Genomic DNA, 18,483 nt, shown 5'->3' on the forward strand with positions numbered 1-18,483 from the left:
TCCCCGAGGAGAAGCCGGCGGAGACGCTGGCGGCGTTGAGGGAGTTCTTCACGCTCTAAACCTCTCCCCGCCCGCGAGCGGGGGGAGAGGTCTTTGAGGATTCAGGCGCTCTCGGTGAGCGCCGGCGCCATCCACGCCGGCGTCTCGACGCGCACCGGCCGGCCCTCCACCGTCAGCTCCGCGCCGAGCGCGCGGTCCAGGCGCACGATGGCCATGGCGCGGCCGTCCTGGCCGGAGAGGACCTCGCCCGCCCGCAGGGTTCCGGCGAGGATCTCGGCGCCGGGCGCAGGTGCCGGGCCATCGAACGTCACCGGCAGCATCCGCGTCTTGATCTGGCCGCGGCGCTTCATCCGCGAGGTGGTCTCCTGGCCGATGAAGCAGCCCTTTTTGAAGTCGACGCCGTCCAGCAGGTCGAAGTCGGCCTCTATAGGGTAGGTGGTCTCCGAGCCCCAGTCGGCGGGGCCGGGCACGCCGAGCGCCAGGCGGTGGGCGTCGTAGTCGGCTTCCGTTGCGCCCCCGGCGCCCGGGGGCGGGGCCGCGCCGTAGCCGCGCCAGCCGAGCGCGGGGAGGCGCGGATCGGGGAACCAGCCGGGCCCCGCGCTCTCGGCGCCGAACAGCACGGAGACCGGCGTCTCGTCCGCCGCGATCTCGACCTTGGCGCGCAGGCGGTAGAGCGACAGCCGCTGGATGATGGCCTCGCGCTTGGCCGCCTCCACGTCCAGCCAGCAGCCGTCTTCGCGGCCGGCGACGAACATGTCGTAGAGCAGCCGGCCCTGCGGCGTCAGCAGGGCGGCGAAACGAAGCTCGCCCGCCGCCAGAGTTTCGACATCCTGGGTGAGCAGTCCTTGCAGGAAGTGACGCCAGTCGGGGCCGGAAACGGCGACCAGAGCCCGAGTGGTCAGTACCGCGATGGGGGGATTGTTCGCCATGGCCCGAGACTTAAGCGCGGAGTCGGTGGAGCGCCAGCCGAGCCCGCCCTATACAAGCGGGATGGCGCGCGGCTCGTTTCCGATTCTGTTCATCACCGCCACCCGCATCGGCGATGCGGTGCTGTCCTCGGGCCTCATCAAGAAGCTGCTCGACGAAATCCCCCAGGCCCGCTTCACCATCGTCGCCGGCCCCGACGCGGCCCCGCTGTTCGCCGAGGTCCCGCACCTGGACGAGGTGATCGTCTTCGACAAGCACAAGGGCGGCGGCCACTGGCTGGGCCTGTGGAGCCAGGTGCGGCATCGCAAGTGGGGCCTGGTGGTCGACCTGCGCGGCTCGGCCATCAACCGATTCCTGTCGACCAAGCGCCGGGCGGTGCACCGCAAGAACGCCGGCCCGCCGGTGCACAAGGTGATCGAGGCCGCCCGGGTGCTGAAGCTGGACGACGACCCTCCGGCGCCCTTCCTCTTCACCTCGCCAGAGACCGAGGCCCGCGCCGACGAGCTGACCGCCGGCGCCGGCCCGATCCTGGCGCTCGCGCCCGCCTCCAACTGGGTCGGCAAGACCTGGCCGATCGAGCGGTTCGCCCAGGCCGCCATCCAGCTGCTCGGCAAGGGCGGCCCGTTGGAGGGCGGACGCCTGATGATCCTCGGCGGCAGCGCCGACCACCAGATCGTCGCCCCGCTGCGCCACGTGGTGCTGAAGAACCGCTTCATCGACCTGGTGGGCAAGGTCGACGTGCTGACCGCCTACGCCTGCCTGAAGCGGGCGCGCCTGTTCATCGGCAACGACTCTGGCCTGATGCACCTGGCCGCCGCCGCCGGCGCGCCGACGCTGGGCCTGTTCGGGCCTTCGGACGAACAGCTCTATGGACCGTGGGGCGAGCACGCCCGGGCGGTGCGCGGCGTGCGGGCGCTGGCGGAGATCCGCCGGGTCGACCCCAGCCTCAACCAGGAGATCTGCCACATGATGGACCTGGGCGTGCGCACCGTGACCCTGGCGGCGCGCGAACTGCTCGAGTCAACGGAGCCGGACCTTGACTGAGACCTTCGACCTGATCGTCCGTGGGGGCGAGGTGGTGAACCACGCCGGCCGCGGCCCAGCCGACGTCGGTGTGCGCAAAGGCAAGGTCGCCGCCATCGGCGACCTCGCCCAGGCCTCGGCGGCCGAGGTGTTCGACGCCTCGGGCCTCACCGTCCTGCCCGGCGTCATCGACACCCAGGTCCACTTCCGCGAGCCCGGCATGGAGTGGAAGGAAGACCTGGAGACCGGCAGCCGCTCGGCGGTGCTGGGCGGGGTGGTGGCGGTGTTCGAGATGCCGAACACCGAGCCCAACACCACCGATCCGTCGACGCTGGAGGACAAGCTGGCCAGGGCCAAAGGGCGCATGCACTGCGACCACGCCTTCTACATCGGCGGCACCCACGAGAACGCCGCCTTCCTCGGCGAGCTGGAGCAGCTGCCCGGCTGCTGCGGCGTGAAGGTGTTCATGGGCGCCTCCACCGGCACCCTGCTGGTGCAGGACGATGCGGGCGTCGAGCAGGTGCTGCAGCACGTGCGCCGCCGCGCCGCCTTCCACTCCGAGGACGAATACCGCCTGGCGGACCGGCGCCCGCTGGCCCGCACCGGCGATTGGACCAGCCACTACGAGGTTCGCGACGCGCAGTCGGCCATCCAGTCCACCGAGCGGCTGGTGCGCATCGCCCAGGGGCTGGGCAAGCGGATCCACGTGCTGCACGTGACGACCCGCGAGGAGATCGCCTTCCTCGCCGCGCATAAGGACGTGGCCTCGGTGGAGGTGACGCCCCAGCACCTGACGCTGGCCGGGCCGGAGGCCTACGAGCGGCTGAAGGGCTTCGCCCAGATGAACCCGCCGATCCGCGGGCCTGAGCACCGCGAGGGGCTGTGGGCCGGGATCGCCAGCGGCGTCGCTGACGTGATCGGCTCCGACCACGCCCCCCACACCCGCGAGGAGAAGGCGAGGCCCTATCCCGCCTCGCCGTCCGGCATGCCGGGCGTCCAGACCCTGGTCCCGGTGATGCTGACCCACGTGGCCGAGGGCCGGCTGACGCTGGAGCGGTTCGTCGATCTGACAAGCCACGGCGCCAACCGCATCTTCGGCCTGGCCGACAAGGGCCGCCTCGCCGTCGGCTACGACGCCGACCTGACCATCGTCGACCTCAAGGCCCGCCGCACCATCACCCACGACGCCATGGCCACCCGCGTCGGCTGGACCCCCTTCGACGGCTTCGAAGCCAAGGGGTGGCCGATGGCGACGATCGTCCGCGGCCGGATCGTCATGCGCGACGACGAGGTGGTGGCGCCGCATCTTGGCGAGCCGGTGCGGTTCCTGGAGACACTGGCCAGTTAGCGCAGATCTAGAGGCTGTCGATCCGCTGCTCGGCGCTGCAAGCGCCGTGAATAAGGCTTGCCGTGAGCATCATTGCGACGGGCGTTATGCGCCACCTCATCCTCCTCAAAGCTCTTGGGCGGTGGGCCGGAAGAGGATCTCGTTGATCCCTACATCGTCCGGCTCGTTGATGGCGAAGGCGACCAGGCGGGCAAAGGTCTCGGGAGGCAGTCCGACCTCTCCCACATAGTCCTGGTTCGCCTGCTGAACGTCCCTCTCGCTGATGTGGTTGAGGAGTTCGGTCTTAACCGCGCCAGGCGAGATGATCGTGGTCCGGATGTTGTAGGCCGCCATCTCCTGCCGCAGTCCCTCGGAAAGCGCGCGCACGGCGAACTTGGTCGCGGAGTAGACGGCCGATCCGCCGAACAGCTTGTGGCCGGCGACCGACGACAAGTTGATGATGTGGCCGGAATTCTGCTTGATCATGTACGGCAGCGCCGCAGCGACGCCGTAGAGCACGCCCTTCAGGTTAACATCGATCATCTGGTCCCATTCGGCGATCTTCAGCCGCTGTAGGGGCGAGAGAGGCATGACGCCGGCGTTGTTGATGAGGACGTCGATCCGGCCGTAGGTCTCCACGGCGGCGTCGACCAGCCGTTGCAACTCCTCCGCCTTGGTGACGTCGGTCGTCACGGGCTTGGCGCGTCCACCCGCCTGGTTGATCTCGGCCGCGAGCGCTGCGATGCGATCACTGCGGCGCGCGCCGAGTACGAGGGCGGCGCCCTTGCGGGCCAGGTGACGGGCGGCCGCCGCGCCCATGCCGCTGGAGGCGCCGGTGACGACGATCGCCTTGCCGGCGATGTTGTCAGTCATGAGTGTTCGCGTCTTCCTGCGCTGACGTGCCGGCGAGGTACTGCTTGTCCGTGACGTGCTCCATCCAGGTGACGGGGGCGCCGTTCTGAGTCTCCTGGATGGCGATGTGGGTCATGGCCTGGTGCGGCGTGGCGCCGTGCCAGTGCTTGTACTCGGGCGGGCACCACATGATGTCGCCGGCCTGGAACTCGAGCTTCGGGCCGCCCTCGATCTGGGTCCAGCCGACACCCTCGGTGACGATGAGGGTCTGGCCGAGCGGGTGGGTGTGCCACGCGGTTCGCGCGCCGGGTTCGAAGTGCACGATGGCGCCGCCGACGCGTGAGGGGGCCTCGCGCTGGAACTGGCCCGTGATCGTGACGCGGCCGGTGAAGTATTCGGCGGGACCCTCGACCGTTTCGAGGTCGGCCTTGCGGGTGATTTCCATGGTGGGCCTCCTTTCCGCTGCCTGGACGGGGAGGGTTGAGACCGCCACTAGGGCCAAGGCTTTGGCGATCACGCGGACAACCCGCGGCGGAAGAAGTCGGTCAGCTTGTCGAAGGGGATCACGTCGACCCGGTCGTAGAGATCGGTGTGGCTGGCGCGGGGGATGATCAGCAGCTCTTTGGGCTCGGCCGCCGCCGCATAGGCCGTTTCGCTGAAGTACCGCGAGTGGGCTTCGGCGCCGTGGACCATGAGAAGCGGGCGGGGCGCGATTTCGGCGATGTTGTCCAGCAGCGGCGCCTTCATGAACGACAGCGAGCTGGTGATCGCCCACGAGGCGTTGGAGTTCACGGCGCGCGGATGGAAGCCGCGCGGCGTCCGGTAGTAGTCGTGGTAGTCGACCAGGAACTTGGCCTCGCCGCCCTTCAGCTCGTTCATCACCGGCCCGTAGGCCGGGCGGCCCTTCTCGGCGTCTTTCCAGCGTTGCCGCCCCAGCTGCTCGAGGTTGGCGGTTCGCTGCTCGGCGGTGAGGCTGTCGTCGTAGCCCTTAGAGATGACGCGGGTCATGTCGTACATGGTGCTGACGGCGACAGCCTTCACGCGCTTGTCGATGGCCGCGGCGCCGAGCGCCATGCCGCCCCAGCCGCAGATGCCCAGCATCCCGATGCGCTCGCGATCCACGTTGGGCAGGAGACCCAGGAAATCGACAGCCGCGCTGAAGTCCTCAGTGTTGATGTCGGGCGAAGCGATGTTGCGGGGTTGGCCGCTGCTCTCGCCGGTGAACGACGGATCGAAGGCCAGGGCCACGAACCCGCGTTCAGCCATCGTCTGGGCGTAGAGGCCCGAGGACTGCTCTTTCACGGCGCCGAAGGGTCCGCTCACCGCCAGCGCAGCCAGGCGGCCGGACGCTCCTTTGGGTGCGTAGAGATCACCGGCCAGGGTGATGCCGAAGCGGTTGGTGAACGTTACCTTGCGGTGGTCCACCTTGTCGCTCTTCGGGAAGGTCTTGTCCCAGGCGTTGGGCATGGTCTGAGCCTTTGCTGAGGTGGGGAAGGTCGGAGCGGCGAGGGCCACGGCGCCCGCGCCGGCCAGGGTCACGAGGCGGCGGCGGTCCATGTCGGACGCCGCGGACGTGGAGGTGTCGGGGAGGGTCTCGGACATTATGGTCTCCGGTTCGGGTGAGGGGCGCGGGGGCTCAGGCGAGCTCAGGAGCTTGCGGCCGTTGCCGATCAGCAGGACCGCGGCGGCCGCCAGGACCACGCTGCCGATGAAGGTCGCCTGGATCGAAAGGCCGTCGAGCAGCCAACCGCCGACGAGGGCGCCCAGCAGGATCGAGGCCTGGATGGCGGCGACCATCAGGCTGCCGCCCGCTTCCGGCGCTTCGTCGGCGTTCTGAGACATCCAGGTCATCCAGATCACTGACATGGCGGTGTTCATCGCGCCCCAGAGCGTCAGGAGCAGGCCAGCCGCGAGAGGCGAGCCGCCCAGCAGCAGGAGGCCCACGGTGCAGCCGCCCATCAGGAGGGCCGGCAGCTTCAGGATCGGGGCCGCATTGCCCTTGACGAAGCGGCCAGACGCCCAGGTGCCGACGAAGCCTGCGCAACCCAGCACCAGCAGCAGCCCCGAGAGCGTGGTCACATCGGCGCCGGTCACGCGCTCCAGGAAGGGGCGCAGGTAGGTGAACATCGTGAAGGCCGAGCCCCACGACAGCATCGAGGCGATAAGGCCCAGGAGGAACGACCGGCGCTTGAGCAGGCGGAGCATGACCCCGAAGTCCTGCCGCTTGGCGGCGGGCAGAGAGGGTAAGGCCGCGACATGCCAGACGAGGTTGGCGGCGACGATCGGGGTGAGCGCCCAGAACACCTCGCGCCAGCCGAAAAGGCCGGCGAGATAGCTGCCGATTGGCGCTGCGAAGGCTGCGGCGATGGCTTGTCCGCCGTACATTAGCGCTAGAGCGCGCGGCACATCGGCGGCCGGAACCAGGCGCATGATGACGGCGGTGGCCAGCGCCCAGAAGCCGCCGATGCAGATGCCGAGCACAGCGCGGCCCGTCATGAGCACTGCGAAGCTGGGGGCGGCGGCCACCAGCACCAGGGACAGCAGCATCAGGGCGGTCAGTGCGACCAGCACCCATTTGCGGTTCAGCCGGCCCGCGAGTGTGGTGACCAGCATGCTGGCGGCGACCGCGAAGAGGCCGCTGATCGAGATCGCCTGGCCAGTCTGGCCTTCCGTGGCGCGCAGGCCTTCGGCCATCGGCGTGAGCAGGCTCACCGGCATGAATTCGGAGGCGATCAGCATGGCCACGCAGAGCGCCATCGAGAGCACGCCGCCCCAGGAGGCGGAGGCTTGCGCCGGGCTGTCTGCCGTTGTTGCGGCGAGTGTCATGCCGAATAGGTAGCGCCTGCGGCCGAAACGATTAGCCGTCCCAATCGGGATGAACTAATCGACTGAGGCTATCAATCTCCCGCCGGGAGGGCATCGTGGAGCGGACGGACTTCAACCAACTCACGTGGTTCCAGGCCGTGGCCGAGGAGCGAAGCTTTACCAAGGCGGCGGCGCGGCTCGGCGTGGCTCAGTCCACCCTCAGCTATGCGATCAAGCAGCTGGAGGGGCGCATGGGCATCCGCCTTCTGACGCGGACCACGCGCAACGTCGCCACGACACCGGCCGGCGAGCGGCTGTTGCAGACAATCGCGCCGCGCATGGCCGAGATTGAGGCGGAGATCGCGGGGTTGATGGCGCTGCGCGACAAGCCGTCAGGCTCAATCCGGCTGACCCTGTCCGACCACGCGCTTGAGACGGTGGTGTGGCCCAAGCTGAAGCCGGTGCTCCGCGAGTATCCGGATATCAACGTCGAGGTGGCGCTGGACAGCACCTTCCGCAACATCGTCGAGGAGGGCTACGACGCAGGCGTGCGGCTAGGCGAAAGCGTCGAGAAGGACATGATCGCCATCCGCATCGGTCCGGACTGGCGGCTCGTGGCGGTGGCCTCGCCGGACTACTTCGCCGAGCGCGGGCGGCCGGAGCACCCGCGGGACCTGGTCCGTCACCGCTGCATCAACATGCGGCATGAGACTTCCGGCAGCCTGTACGCGTGGGAGTTCGAGAAAGAGGGCGAGGCGCTGCGCGTGCGGGTCGACGGGCAGCTGACGTTCAACAACTCCTATGCCATGGTCGACGCAGCAGTGAGCGGCTTCGGCATCGCCTACGTGCCCGAGAGCATCGTGCAGACGCAGATCGCCTCAGGCGCGCTCCAGCAAGCATTGGACGACTGGTCGCCGGCGTTCGAGGGGTACTTCCTCTACTACCCCAGCCGCCGACAGAACCTGCTGGCGTTCCAGATCGTCATCGACGCCCTGCGACATCGCGAATGAGGCGATGTTGCGAGCCGAAGCAGCGTGAATATCCTTCGCGGGCGCGTCTCCGCCCACGGCTTAAGGCTGAACGTCCGTGTTCATTCCTCTGAGATGCCCGCAAACTCCGCTTGTTTGCGTCTCGATGTAGGCGACATCGCTGTTCGCTTGATCGGAACTCGGCTTACCCCTTCGGCCGTCCCCGCAGCCCCAGCACCCCGCGCCAGCCGCCGCTGGTCAGCAGGGCGACGTCGAGGAGGGCGCTGACCATCGGGACGCCGGGGGTGGCGGCGATGTAGACGGGCCGCCAGCTGGGCGAGAACTTGGTCTTGTAGGCGCGCAGGCCTTGGAAGCTGTAGAGCGCGCCGCCCTCGTCGAAGACCAGGTCGCCGAGGCGGATGAACAGCGGGGCGAGGTCGTGGTCGTCGAGCCCGGCGAGCGGGGTCTTGCCGAGGTCGAAGGTCCTATAGCCTTCCCGCTGGGCCCAGAGGATCGCCTCGGCGAAGAGGAAGTCCATGACGAAGCCGCCGACCTCCACGTGGCGCATCAGGTCGACACCCACCTCGCTGCGGGCGCGGTTCACCAGCAGGTTGGCGAAGGCGACCGCCCCGTCCGGCCCGCGCACCACAGCCAGCGGCGTGCGGTTCAGGTAGGCGAGGTCGAACCGGCCCATGCTGAAGCCCTTCTCGCCGCCCTTCTGGCCCGCCAGCCAGGCGTCGGAGACGCGCCGCAGGTCCGCCTCGTGGGCGGCGGCTGAGCCGGGCGCCAGCAGTTCGAAGCGGAGACCCTCCCGTTCGGCGCGGTTGCGGGCGGTGCGCAGGTCCTGGCGGGCGCGGCCGGTCAAGCTGAAGGTGGAGAGGTCGACAGTCGCGGCTTCGCCGACCTTCCGGACGGCCATTCCGAGGACGGCCAGGTCCGGCAGCAGGTCGTCGCCCGCCCCATAGACCACCGCCCCGCGGGCCTCGCGATCGGCGAGCTCAAGGAAGGCCCACAGCAGGTCGCGCCGCTCGGCCGGATCGCCTGCCGGCGACTCCAGGGCGACGAAGTGGGCGCCGCGCACGCGGAACATCAGGAAGCTGCGGCCCGAGGGCGAGAACAGCAGGTCCTTGTCGCCCACCAGGGCGAGCGCGGCGTTGGTCGGGGCGTCCTGCGCGGTCTCCAGGATGGTGGCGGCGCGCGCGATGTCCTCCGGGCTGGCGCGGCCGCGCCCCCGGGCCGAGGGGCGGCTGAACAACACGCTCAGTCCCAGCAGCAGCGTCAGCAGCGCCAGGGCGGCCTCGGCCCGCAGGAAGCGCGCCACGTCGGCGTCCCGCAGGAAGGTCCACCAGAGCTCGTCCGTATACGGAATGTCCCGGTAGGCGAAGAAGCCGAGCCAGGCCGCCGCGCCCACTGTGACCACGATGGCCGCCAGCCATACCGGGCTGATGGCGCCTGCCGTCAGGCGCGAGCGGCGGCGGAAGGCGCGGCGGCAGGGGAGCAGCATGGCCGCCACCGCGATCAGCAGCGCCGGCTCGATGATCGGCGCCCGCCGCAGCAGCGAGAACACCGCCCCGCCGGCCAGCAGCGTCAGGGCGATCCAGAAGGCGCCCCGCTGCCGGCGCCACAGCCCGCTGGCGATCACCATCAGCAGGAAGCCGACGACGCTGGCCAGGAAGTGGGAGAGCTCGATGACCAGCACCGGCGCATAGCGGGCCGCCGGCTCCAGCCGCGCGCCGATCTCGGGGGTCGCGCTGGCCGCCAGCATCACCGCCCCTGCCGCGAAGGCCAGCACGGCGAACACGCCGGGCGTGAAGTCGAGCGCCAGGTCGGCCAGGCGCGCGGCCAGGCCCTTCCCGGCCTCGCCCTCGGATCTGGATTCGTCGCGCCCCGTCATCGGCCATCCCGTACAGGACGCCGCCCTCTCAAGGGGGGCGGCGTTGTGTCCTGCGCGAAGAAAATCGCGTCAGCCGTCGAATCTGCGGCCCCTCCCGCGTCTCCCCGGTGACGCACGCATCGGCGTCGCGCAACATTTGGGCCCGAAGGGGGAGAGACGATGAAGTATATGCTGCTGATCTATGAGCCGGAGGGCGCCTACGAGGGCGAGGCGGGCCAGAAGGCGCTGATGGAGGTGGTCGCCAAGCACCGGAAGCTCGGCGAGGAGCTGCGGGCCAAGAACGTCGCCTGGGGCGGCGCGCCGCTGGAGCCCTCGTCCACCGCCACCACCGTCCGCACTGGCAAGGACGGCGCCCAGAGCCTGCACGACGGCCCGTTCGCGGAGACCCGCGAGCATCTGGGCGGCTACTACGAACTGGACGTGAAGGACCTCGACGAGGCGCTCTACTGGGCCCGGAAGATCCCGGTGGCGCCAGGCGGCATGGTCGAGGTCAGGCCGCACGCAAACTACGGCTGATGAAGCGGATCGGCCAGCAGATCTGGGCCGCCCGGCCGCGGGTCGTCGCCGCCCTGGCCGCGCGGCTGCGGGACCTGGACGCGGCTGAGGACGCCTTCGCCGAGGCCTGCGCGGCGGCGCTGGTCGCCTGGCCGAACCAGCCGCCGCGTGACGCGGCCGCCTGGCTCTGGCGGGCGGCCCTGCGGCGGGCGATCGATGCGAAGCGCCGCGCGGCCGTGCGCGAACGGGCCGTGCTCGACACGCCCGAGCCGGAGCCGACGCCCGAGGACGCGCTGATCGCCGCCGATACGCCGATCCCCGACGAGCGGCTGCGGCTGATCTTCGTCTGCTGCCACCCGGCGATTTCGCCGGACGCCCGCGCCGCCCTGACCCTGAAGGTGGTCTGCGGCCTCTCCACCGAGCGACTGGCCCGGGCCTTCTTCGTCGCCGAGCCGGCCATGCTGCAGCGGATCACCCGGGCCAAGAAGAAGATCGCCGCCGCCGGCGTGCCGTTCGAGGTCCCCGGGCGAGAGGCCTGGCCCGAGCGGCTGGAGGCGGTGCTGGCGACGCTGGAGATCGCCTACGCCCAGGCCTACGAGGACGCGGCGCTGGCCGGCGAGGCCTCCGGCTTCGCAGAGGAGGTGCTGCGCCTCTCCGGCCTGCTGGCCGAGCTGGTCGCCGACGAGCCCGAGGCGCTGGGTCTGGCCGCCCTGGTGCGGTTCGCCGAAGCGCGGCGGCCGGCGAGGCTGGACGACGCCGGCGCCATGGTCCCGCCAGACCGGCAGGAGGTCGGGCTCTGGCGCGCCGAGCTGATCGGCGAGGGCGTACGCCTGCTGGACCGGGCGGCGGAGTTCCGCCGCAGCGGGCCCCGTCAGCTGCTGGCCGCCATCCACGCCTCCCACTGCGCCCGCTTGGAGGGGCGGCCGACGCCCTGGGCCGACATCGCCGCGCTCTACGACGTTCTGATGCTGGTCCGGCCGCACGCCGTCACGGCCGTGAACCGGGCGGTGGCGATCGGCGAGGCGAGGGGCGCCGAACAGGGGCTTGCGGCCTTGGAGGGTATCGACGGCGTCGAAGGCTGGCTGCCGTACCAGGCGGCCCGCGCGGGCCTCTGCGCCAAGGCCGGGCGCAGGTCCGAGGCGGCGCACGCGCTGCGCGCGGCGCTGGCCCTTTCGCCCGCGCCGGCCGAGCGGCTGTGGCTGCAGCGGCAGCTGAGGAATCTCGACGAAGGCTCCGCCAGCGGCTAACCCAGAGGCGATGGACGCCGAGCTCCGCATCGCCACCGCGCCTTTCCGCGACCCCCGCTACGCGCCCCGAAGGGTGGAGGTGGACCGCCGCGCGGGCGGCGAGATCGTCCTCACCAATCCGACCCCGTTCGACGACACGTTCCAGACGCCGGTCGAGCCGCTGGCCCACTGGGCCCGAGAGGCGCCCGACCGCACCTGGCTGGCCGAACGCTCCGGCGAGGGCTGGCGCGAGGTTTCGTACCGCGAAGCCAATGAGCGGGTGGCGGCGCTGGCCGGCGGCGTGCGCGAACTCGACGTGGTCGGCAAGGGCCCGCTGCTGATCCTCGCCCGCAACGGGATCGATCACGCGCTCATCAAGTACGCCGCCATGAGCCAGGGCCTGCCGGCCGCGCCGGTCTCGCCGCAGTACGGGCTGCCGGGCGCGGACCTGTCGCGGCTGGCCCATGCGGCGCAGGTGCTGAAGCCGGCGGCGGTCTACACCGAAGACGCGGCCCTGTTCCGCGACGCGCTGCAGGCGGACTTCCTGCAGGGCCTGCCGGTGATCGCGGGCAAGAACGCGCGGGCAGGGGACACGCCCTTGGAGCGCCTGTGGAACGCGCCGCGCGCCGCGCCGACCGCCCGCCCGGACGACCACGCCAAATACCTGCTGACTTCCGGCTCCACGGGCCTGCCCAAGGCGGTCATCATCGCCCAGCGGCGGCTGGCCGTGACCGCGGCCCAGGTCGCCGCCTGCTACGACGACCCGGAACCGCCGGTGATGGTCAACTCCGCGCCCTGGAGCCACAGCCTGGGCGCCAACGCCATCCTGCAGATGGGTCTGCACCGGGGCGGGACGCTCTACATCGACGCCGGCCAGCCGGTCGCCGGCCGGTTCGCCGAGACGGTGCGGAACCTCAAGGAGGTCGCCACCACCTACTGCAACATGGTCCCCGCCGGCTGGATGCTGCTGGTGGACGAGTTGGAGAAGGACGAGGCGCTGGCCCGAACCTTCTTCTCCCGCGTGCGGGTGCTGCAGTATGGGGGCGCCGCCCTGGGCCAAGAGGTGGCGGATCGCATCCAGGCGGTGGCGGTGCGCACGGTGGGCGAGAAGATCAGCTTCGCCAGCGGCTACGGCGCGACCGAAACCGGGCCGACCGCCTGCAATGTCCACTGGCCCAATGACCGCATGGGCCTCATCGGCCTGCCGGTGCCGGGCACGGCGGTGAAGCTCTCGCCGGTCGCCGGCAAGATGGAGTTCCGGGTCAAGGGCCCGCAGGTCGCCCCGGGCTACCTCGGTCGAGCGGATCTGGCCGGCGAGATCTTCGACGAGGAGGGCTTCTACCGCCTCGGCGACGCCGCCCGCTTCGTCGACGCCGATGATCCGATGCAGGGCCTCGTCTTCGACGGCCGCATCTCCGAGAACTTCAAGCTGGCCAGCGGCACCTTCGTCGCCGTCGGCGACCTTCGCATCGCTGCGGTCGGCGCGATCGGCGGGGCGGTGACCGACGCTGTGGTGTGCGGCGAAGGCGAGGCCGCCGTCGGCCTGCTGCTCTACCCGAACCCGACGCTGGACCGCGCCGAGGTGGAGGCGGCGGCCCGGGAGGGCTTGGCCCGCTACAACGCCTCCGCCAAGGGCGGCGGCAAGGTGGCGCGCGCCCTGGTGCTGGCGAGCCCGCCCAACGCCGGCGCCGGCGAGATCACCGACAAAGGCTACATCGCCCAGGCCCTCGCCCGCCGGCTGAGGGCCGCGGACGTCGAGCGCCTCTATTCCGCCCCCGCCCCTCCAGACGTGATGGTGTTCTGACATGAACGGCGCCGACGCCCTGATCGAGACGCTCCTGGCCAACGAGGTCACCGCCTGCTTCGCGAACCCGGGCACGAGCGAGATGCAGTTCGTCAGCGCCCTGGACCGCCAGCCAGCCATGCGGCCGGTGCTCTGCCTATTTGAGGGGGTGGCGACCGGCGCCGCCGACGGCTTCGGCCGCATCGCCGAGCGGCCGGCCTGCACCCTGCTGCACCTGGGCCCCGGCTACGGCAACGGCGTGGCCAACCTGCACAATGCGAGGCGTGCTTTCACCCCGATCGTCAACGTCATCGGCGACCACGCCACCTATCACCGCCAGTACGACGCGCCGCTGAACTCCGACATCCCGACGCTGGCCAGCCCCAACTCCATCTGGCTGAAGAGCGCCGACAGTCCGGATGCGGTGGCCGGCGTCGCGGCCGAGGCGGTGGCGGCCAGCTACGGTCCGCCCGGCGGCCCGGTCAGCCTGATCCTGCCGGCCGACAGCGCCTGGCTGGAGACCAAGAGCGAGCCCGTGCGGGCCCAGAAGCCGACCCGGGCCGAGCCGGCCGGAGACAAGGTCGACGCGGTCGCCCGCGCCCTGCGCGAGGCCAAGAAGCCGGTGCTGCTGATCGGCGGCCAGGCCTGCCTGGCGGGGGGCATGGCCGCGGCGGGCCGGCTGGCGGCGGCCGGCTACCGGGTGCTGGCCGACACCTTCGTCGCCCGCCAGCCGCGCGGCGCCGGCCACTTCCAGCCCGGCCGGATGCAATACTTCGGCGAAGCGGCCCTGGCGGACCTCGAGGGCGTGGACCTGATGGTCTTTGTCGGCACCGTCACGCCGGTCGCCTTCTTCGCCTATCCGGGCCGGCCGAGCGTCCTGGTGCCCGAAGGCTGCCAGACTACGGAACTCGCCGCCCGGTCCGAGGATGCGGTCGCGGCCATGAACGCCCTCGCCGATGCGCTCGGCGCGCCCAAGCAAGGTCCGGTGCAGCCGCTGGTGAAGCCGGACGCCGCGCCGGCCGGCGCGCTGACCCCGCAGTCGGCGGGGATCGCCATCGCCCGCCACCTGCCGGAAGGCGCGATCATCTGCGACGACTCGGTGACCTCCGGCGGCGGGGTGGCCGTGCCCTGCGCCAAGGCCGCGCCGCACGAGGTGCTGGCGCTGACCGGCGGAGCCATCGGCCAGGCGATCCCGCTGTCGATCGGCGCTGCGGTGGCTGCGCCCGACCGGAAGGTGTTGTCGCTGAACGGCGACGGGGCGGCGATGTACACGGTCCAGGGCCTGTGGACGATCGCCCGCGAGAACCTGGACGTGACCGTCGTGGTCTTCGCCAACCACGTCTACCGGATCCTCAACATCGAGCTGCTGCGCACCGGCGCCGGGACCCAGGCCGGGCCGGCCGCTTCCAAGCTGCTGGACCTGGGGGACCCCAAGATCGACTGGGTGTCGATGGCCAAGGGCATGGGCCTGCCCGCCGTCCGCTGCGAGACCGCCGAGGACTTCGAGAAGGTGTTCGCCGGGGCCATGGCCCAGCGCGGTCCGATGTTCATCGAGGCGGCGATCGGCTGACAAAGAAAAAGGCCCGCGGGGGACGTCCCCGCGGGCCTCTGACGTCTCGTCGGGCGCCTAGGTCCTAGGTGTTGCCCGGCAGCTTGCAGCCGCCGCCGACGCCCTTCGCGAAGGCGCAGCCGATGGCTTCCTTCGGGGTCACGGTGGCCGCGACGTACTCGATCATGTAGCCGGCCAGGCCGTCCGAGCAGTTCACCTCGATGTAGGCGCTGCCGTTGGCGGTCTTGCCCACCAGGCGCGAGTCCTTCACCGCGCAGGAGCCCTTGCCGAGCTTCTTCAGGTCCGCCGTGAGCGCCGAGGCGCCGGTGTCGCCCTTGTTGAGCGAGCAGCGGTAGCCGGCCACCAGGGCGTGGGCGCAGTTGTAGACGGTGCCCTTGCCGCCGGCTTCGAAGACGCCGATGCCGCCCGGACCATTGGCGCAGACCAGCTCGACCACGTCCTTGCCGGCGCCCGACGGCAGAGCGCCGTACTGGGTCACTTCACAGTTGTGACCGGCCGACTTGGCCAGGCGGGTGTAGAGCCCGGCCTGTTCGGTGGCCGCCGCGCGGGCGTCGGTCAGGGTGCAGCCGCCGCCGACGTGCTGGGCCTTGGCGCACTCGATGCCCGTGCCCCGGCCGGCCGCGTCGGCCTTGATCATGTAGCCCTTGCCGTCCTGGCAGGAGACTTCGAAGTAGGCGTCGTTCTGCTTCGTCATCAGCACGAAGCGACGATCCTTCACGACGCAGCTCGCCGCCGCCTGCTTGGCCAGGGTGTCGACCATGGCCAGGCGGGTGGCCTTGTCGGCCAGGGTGCAGGAGATGTTGGTGTTGGCTTCATCGTAGAGGAGGCAGCTCGCGGCCTCGGCCGTGGCGCTTGCGATGGGCGGGTTGGCGGCGGTCACGATGTAGCCCGAGCCGCCCTGGCAGAGCACTTCGAAGAGGCTCTTGTCGGTGGTCTGGCCGACCGCGCGGACCTTCTCGACAGCGCAGCCGACGCCCGCCTTCTTGGCGAGGGCGGCGACGTCGGCGGTGCTGTTCTGGTTGCCGGGAAGGGCGCAGGCGAGCGCGCTCGGCTTGCCGTCCGCGGCCGGGGCGCTGGCCTCGATGCAGGTGAACGCCGAGGGCTTGGCCACTCCGGCGGTGCTCTGGAGCACGAAGCCGAGGCCTTCGGAGCAGTCCACTTCGTAGTAGGTGCTCTTGGTCTTGGCCTTCTTGTCGGCGACTTCGCCGATGAACCGGGCGTCGGCGACCTGACAGGTGACGCCGGCGGCCTGGGCGACGGCCGGAGCCTCGGCCATGCCGCGGGTGCGGGCCTTCTCATCGACGCCGGCGGTCTTGGCCTGGGAATAGACGGCGACCGGCGCCAGCATGCCGATCGCGACAGCGGCGATGAGCCCGAGCCTTAAGGGCTTCATGATGCTTATTACTCTCCTGGGGGGTGTTTCCATTGCGGGCGACTAAAACGCCGCCACAGCGTGTTAATCAAGGATGAACAAGTCACAGAGGCCGAACTGTGGCGCGGCTTGACCGCAAGAGCGGCCAAGCCCCTGTTTTCGCATCCCGCTGTTAGAGGAAATCGGATCGACGCGGCGGCGTCGGGAGCCTAGCCTTTACGTCGTAAGATGTGAGGAGGCGCCGATGAGCGAGACCCTGGTCCAGACCGCGCAACACGTCCTGGCCGAGAAATCCGCCGGGGTGCTGACGCTGACGATGAACCGGCCGGAGAAGAAGAACGCCCTGACCCGTGAGATGTACCAGGCGCTGGCCGACGGCATCGACGGGGCGGAGTTCGACAAGGACGTCCGCTGCGTCCTGATCCAGGCGAACGGCGACATGTTCACCGCCGGAAACGATCTTGGCGACTTCGCCGCGGTGAACGCCGGTGAGGCCTCGGCGCAGGACGCCCGGCGCGGCGGCAACCCGCTGCTGAGCGCGCTGGCGAGGGCCAAGACGCCGATCGTGGCGGCCGTGAACGGCCGCGCCGTGGGCGTGGGCGTCACCATGCTGCTGCACTGCGACCTGGTCTATGTCTCCGAGGACGCACTGCTGACCACGCCGTTCGTGAACCTGGCGCTGGTGCCGGAGGCGGCCTCCAGCCTGCAGCTGCCGGAGCGGATCGGGCACGCCCGCGCCTTCGCCATGTTCGTACTCGGCGAGCCGGTGGATGCGGCCAAAGCCGTGGCCTGGGGCATCGCCAACGAGGCGGTCCCGACGGCGCAGCTGCGCGCCAAGGCGAGGGCCGCCGCCGAGGCCGTCGCCGCTCGCCCGCCAAGCGCGGTGGCTATCACCAAGGCGCTGATGCGCGATCCGGCCCGGCTCGCCGCCCGCATCGACGAGGAGGGGCGGCACTTCTCGTCTCAGCTGAAGACCGCCGAGGCCAAGGAAGCCTTCGCCGCCTTCCGCGAGAAGCGCGCGCCCGACTTCAGTAAGCTCGGCTAGAGGAGCAGCTCCCCATGTCGCTTTCCGGCAAGACCCTGTTCATCACCGGCGCGAGCCGCGGGATCGGCCTGGCCATCGGTCTTCGCGCCGCCCGCGATGGCGCCAACGTCGTGATCGCCGCCAAGACCGCCGAGCCGCACAAGCACCTGCCCGGCACCATCTACACGGCGGCCGAGGAGATCGAGAAGGCCGGCGGCCAGGCCCTGCCGCTGGTCGTCGACGTGCGCGACGAGGCCAGCGTGATGTCGGCGGTGGACAAGGCCGTCGAGCGGTTCGGCGGCATCGACATCTGCGTGAACAACGCCTCGGCCATCCAGCTCACCGGCACCCTGCAGACCGAGATGAAGCGCTACGACCTGATGAACGGGGTCAATGCGCGGGGGACGTACCTGACCTCCAAGGCCTGCATCCCGCACCTCAAGCGGGCCGCTAATCCGCACGTGCTGATGATCAGCCCGCCGCTCGACATGAGCCCGCGCTGGTTTAGGGGGCACGTGGCCTACTCCATGGCTAAGTTCGGCATGAGCATGTGCGTGCTGGGGATGGCCGAGGAGTTCCGCGAGGACGGGATCGCCTTCAACGCCCTGTGGCCGCGCACCGGCATAGCGACGGCGGCGATTCAGTTCGCCCTCTCCGGCGAAGAGGGGATGAAGGGCTGCCGCAAGCCGGAGATCATGTCCGACGCCGCCTACGCCGTCTTCAACAAGCCGGCCCGTGAGTTCAGCGGCAACTTCCTGATCGACGACACCTTCCTCTACGGCGAGGGCGTGCGCGACTTCGAGCCCTATCGGGTGGACCCATCCCGGCCGCTGATGCCCGACTTCTTCGTGCCCGAGGAGTCGGTCCCGCCGCCTGGCGTCACGATCGGGGCCGGCGCGCGCGCTTGACCGGGCGGCGCGCGGAGGCGGCCAGGGCCTTGCGCGCCCAGACCGTCAGCTCGTCCGGCTGCTCCAGCACGTCGGGCGGCACGGAGAAGTAGCTGAACTTCGCCGGCCGCTCGGGCATGGGGTCGAACCGCTCCGAGGCCGCCGCCTCGTAGTCGGGCAGGTTCGCCTCGTCGGTCTTGAAGTAGAGCGCGTCGCCCGAGACCAATCCGAAGATCAAGCCGTCGCGGTAGAGGCCGGCGCCGCCGAACATCCGCCGGCTGCTCACCTCGCCCAAGGGCTCGAGCTGCTCGAGCACATAGTCCAGGAACT

The 18,483-nt window shown here is 70.5% G+C and carries 16 protein-coding genes; 9 read left to right on the plus strand and 7 right to left on the minus strand.

All coding sequences use genetic code 11. The features are described from left to right. Window positions 1–101 precede the first annotated feature (101 nt). Window positions 102–929 carry a folate-binding protein YgfZ gene (locus VHK87_RS10845; RefSeq protein WP_329634911.1) on the minus strand — a complete coding sequence of 276 codons (828 nt, stop codon included), beginning with the start codon at window positions 927–929 and terminating at the stop codon, window positions 102–104. On the opposite strand from VHK87_RS10845, the gene VHK87_RS10850 reads away from it, so the two are divergent. Both VHK87_RS10850 and VHK87_RS10855 read left to right on the plus strand, forming a co-directional pair. Continuing rightward, a complete protein-coding gene (locus VHK87_RS10850) occupies window positions 928–1,971 on the plus strand; it encodes a glycosyltransferase family 9 protein (RefSeq protein ID WP_329634912.1) in 1,044 nt (347 codons plus the stop codon). The genes VHK87_RS10845 and VHK87_RS10850 overlap by 2 nt on opposite strands. Next, window positions 1,964–3,298, plus strand: coding sequence for a dihydroorotase (locus VHK87_RS10855; protein WP_329634913.1), 1,335 nt, complete (start codon window positions 1,964–1,966; stop codon window positions 3,296–3,298). The genes VHK87_RS10850 and VHK87_RS10855 overlap by 8 nt, the downstream gene beginning before the upstream one ends. 105 nt (window positions 3,299–3,403) lie before the next feature. On the opposite strand, the gene VHK87_RS10860 is transcribed toward VHK87_RS10855, so the two are convergent. The 3 genes from VHK87_RS10860 to VHK87_RS10870 all read right to left on the minus strand — a co-directional run bounded on the left by VHK87_RS10860 (window position 3,404) and on the right by VHK87_RS10870 (window position 6,955). Continuing rightward, window positions 3,404–4,150, minus strand: a complete 747-nt coding sequence (locus VHK87_RS10860) for an SDR family oxidoreductase (protein ID WP_329634914.1) — start codon at window positions 4,148–4,150, stop codon at window positions 3,404–3,406. Then, window positions 4,143–4,574: a (R)-mandelonitrile lyase gene (locus VHK87_RS10865; RefSeq protein WP_329634915.1), complete on the minus strand. Its 432-nt coding sequence runs from the start codon at window positions 4,572–4,574 to the stop codon at window positions 4,143–4,145. Before VHK87_RS10865 ends, VHK87_RS10860 begins: the two co-directional genes overlap by 8 nt. Before the next feature lie 68 nt (window positions 4,575–4,642). Then, window positions 4,643–6,955, minus strand: a complete 2,313-nt coding sequence (locus VHK87_RS10870; RefSeq protein ID WP_329634916.1) for an MFS transporter — start codon at window positions 6,953–6,955, stop codon at window positions 4,643–4,645. 95 nt (window positions 6,956–7,050) lie between these two features. Between VHK87_RS10870 and VHK87_RS10875 the strand changes: the two genes are divergently transcribed. Continuing rightward, window positions 7,051–7,944 (plus strand): LysR family transcriptional regulator, encoded by an 894-nt coding sequence (locus VHK87_RS10875; protein ID WP_329634917.1) that lies wholly within the window; start codon window positions 7,051–7,053, stop codon window positions 7,942–7,944. A 163-nt stretch (window positions 7,945–8,107) separates the two neighbouring features. On the opposite strand, the gene VHK87_RS10880 is transcribed toward VHK87_RS10875, so the two are convergent. Further along, window positions 8,108–9,796, minus strand: coding sequence for a phosphatidylglycerol lysyltransferase domain-containing protein (locus tag VHK87_RS10880; RefSeq protein WP_329634918.1), 1,689 nt, complete (start codon window positions 9,794–9,796; stop codon window positions 8,108–8,110). Window positions 9,797–9,955: 159 nt separating this feature from the next. Here VHK87_RS10880 and VHK87_RS10885 point away from each other — a divergent pair, with 159 nt between their 5' ends. The 4 genes from VHK87_RS10885 to VHK87_RS10900 are packed head-to-tail and all read left to right on the plus strand — an operon-like array spanning window position 9,956 to window position 14,870. After that, window positions 9,956–10,312 carry a YciI family protein gene (locus VHK87_RS10885; protein WP_329634919.1) on the plus strand — a complete coding sequence of 119 codons (357 nt, stop codon included), beginning with the start codon at window positions 9,956–9,958 and terminating at the stop codon, window positions 10,310–10,312. Beyond that, window positions 10,312–11,538: an RNA polymerase sigma factor gene (locus VHK87_RS10890; RefSeq protein ID WP_329634920.1), complete on the plus strand. Its 1,227-nt coding sequence runs from the start codon at window positions 10,312–10,314 to the stop codon at window positions 11,536–11,538. The genes VHK87_RS10885 and VHK87_RS10890 overlap by 1 nt, the downstream gene beginning before the upstream one ends. A gap of 10 nt (window positions 11,539–11,548) precedes the next feature. Further along, on the plus strand, window positions 11,549–13,321 hold the full coding sequence (locus VHK87_RS10895) for a feruloyl-CoA synthase (RefSeq protein WP_329634921.1): 1,773 nt from the start codon (window positions 11,549–11,551) through the stop codon (window positions 13,319–13,321). Between the two features lies 1 nt (window position 13,322). After that, window positions 13,323–14,870: an acetolactate synthase large subunit gene (locus VHK87_RS10900; RefSeq protein WP_329634922.1), complete on the plus strand. Its 1,548-nt coding sequence runs from the start codon at window positions 13,323–13,325 to the stop codon at window positions 14,868–14,870. Window positions 14,871–14,934: 64 nt separating this feature from the next. On the opposite strand, the gene VHK87_RS10905 is transcribed toward VHK87_RS10900, so the two are convergent. Beyond that, window positions 14,935–16,263, minus strand: a complete 1,329-nt coding sequence (locus VHK87_RS10905) for a hypothetical protein (protein WP_329634923.1) — start codon at window positions 16,261–16,263, stop codon at window positions 14,935–14,937. A gap of 223 nt (window positions 16,264–16,486) precedes the next feature. On the opposite strand from VHK87_RS10905, the gene VHK87_RS10910 reads away from it, so the two are divergent. After that, window positions 16,487–17,287 (plus strand): enoyl-CoA hydratase-related protein, encoded by an 801-nt coding sequence (locus tag VHK87_RS10910; RefSeq protein ID WP_329634924.1) that lies wholly within the window; start codon window positions 16,487–16,489, stop codon window positions 17,285–17,287. A gap of 14 nt (window positions 17,288–17,301) precedes the next feature. Beyond that, entirely contained in the window at window positions 17,302–18,174 is an 873-nt protein-coding gene (locus tag VHK87_RS10915; RefSeq protein WP_329634925.1) for an NAD(P)-dependent oxidoreductase, read from the plus strand. On the opposite strand, the gene VHK87_RS10920 is transcribed toward VHK87_RS10915, so the two are convergent. Next, window positions 18,146–18,483: TfoX/Sxy family protein (locus tag VHK87_RS10920; protein ID WP_329634926.1), on the minus strand; the 338-nt coding region annotated here is incomplete at its 5' end. The two genes, VHK87_RS10915 and VHK87_RS10920, sit on opposite strands and share 29 nt — an antisense overlap.

Origin of the sequence: Phenylobacterium sp., from assembly GCF_036263695.1 — a bacterium.
Lineage (GTDB): Bacteria > Pseudomonadota > Alphaproteobacteria > Caulobacterales > Caulobacteraceae > Phenylobacterium.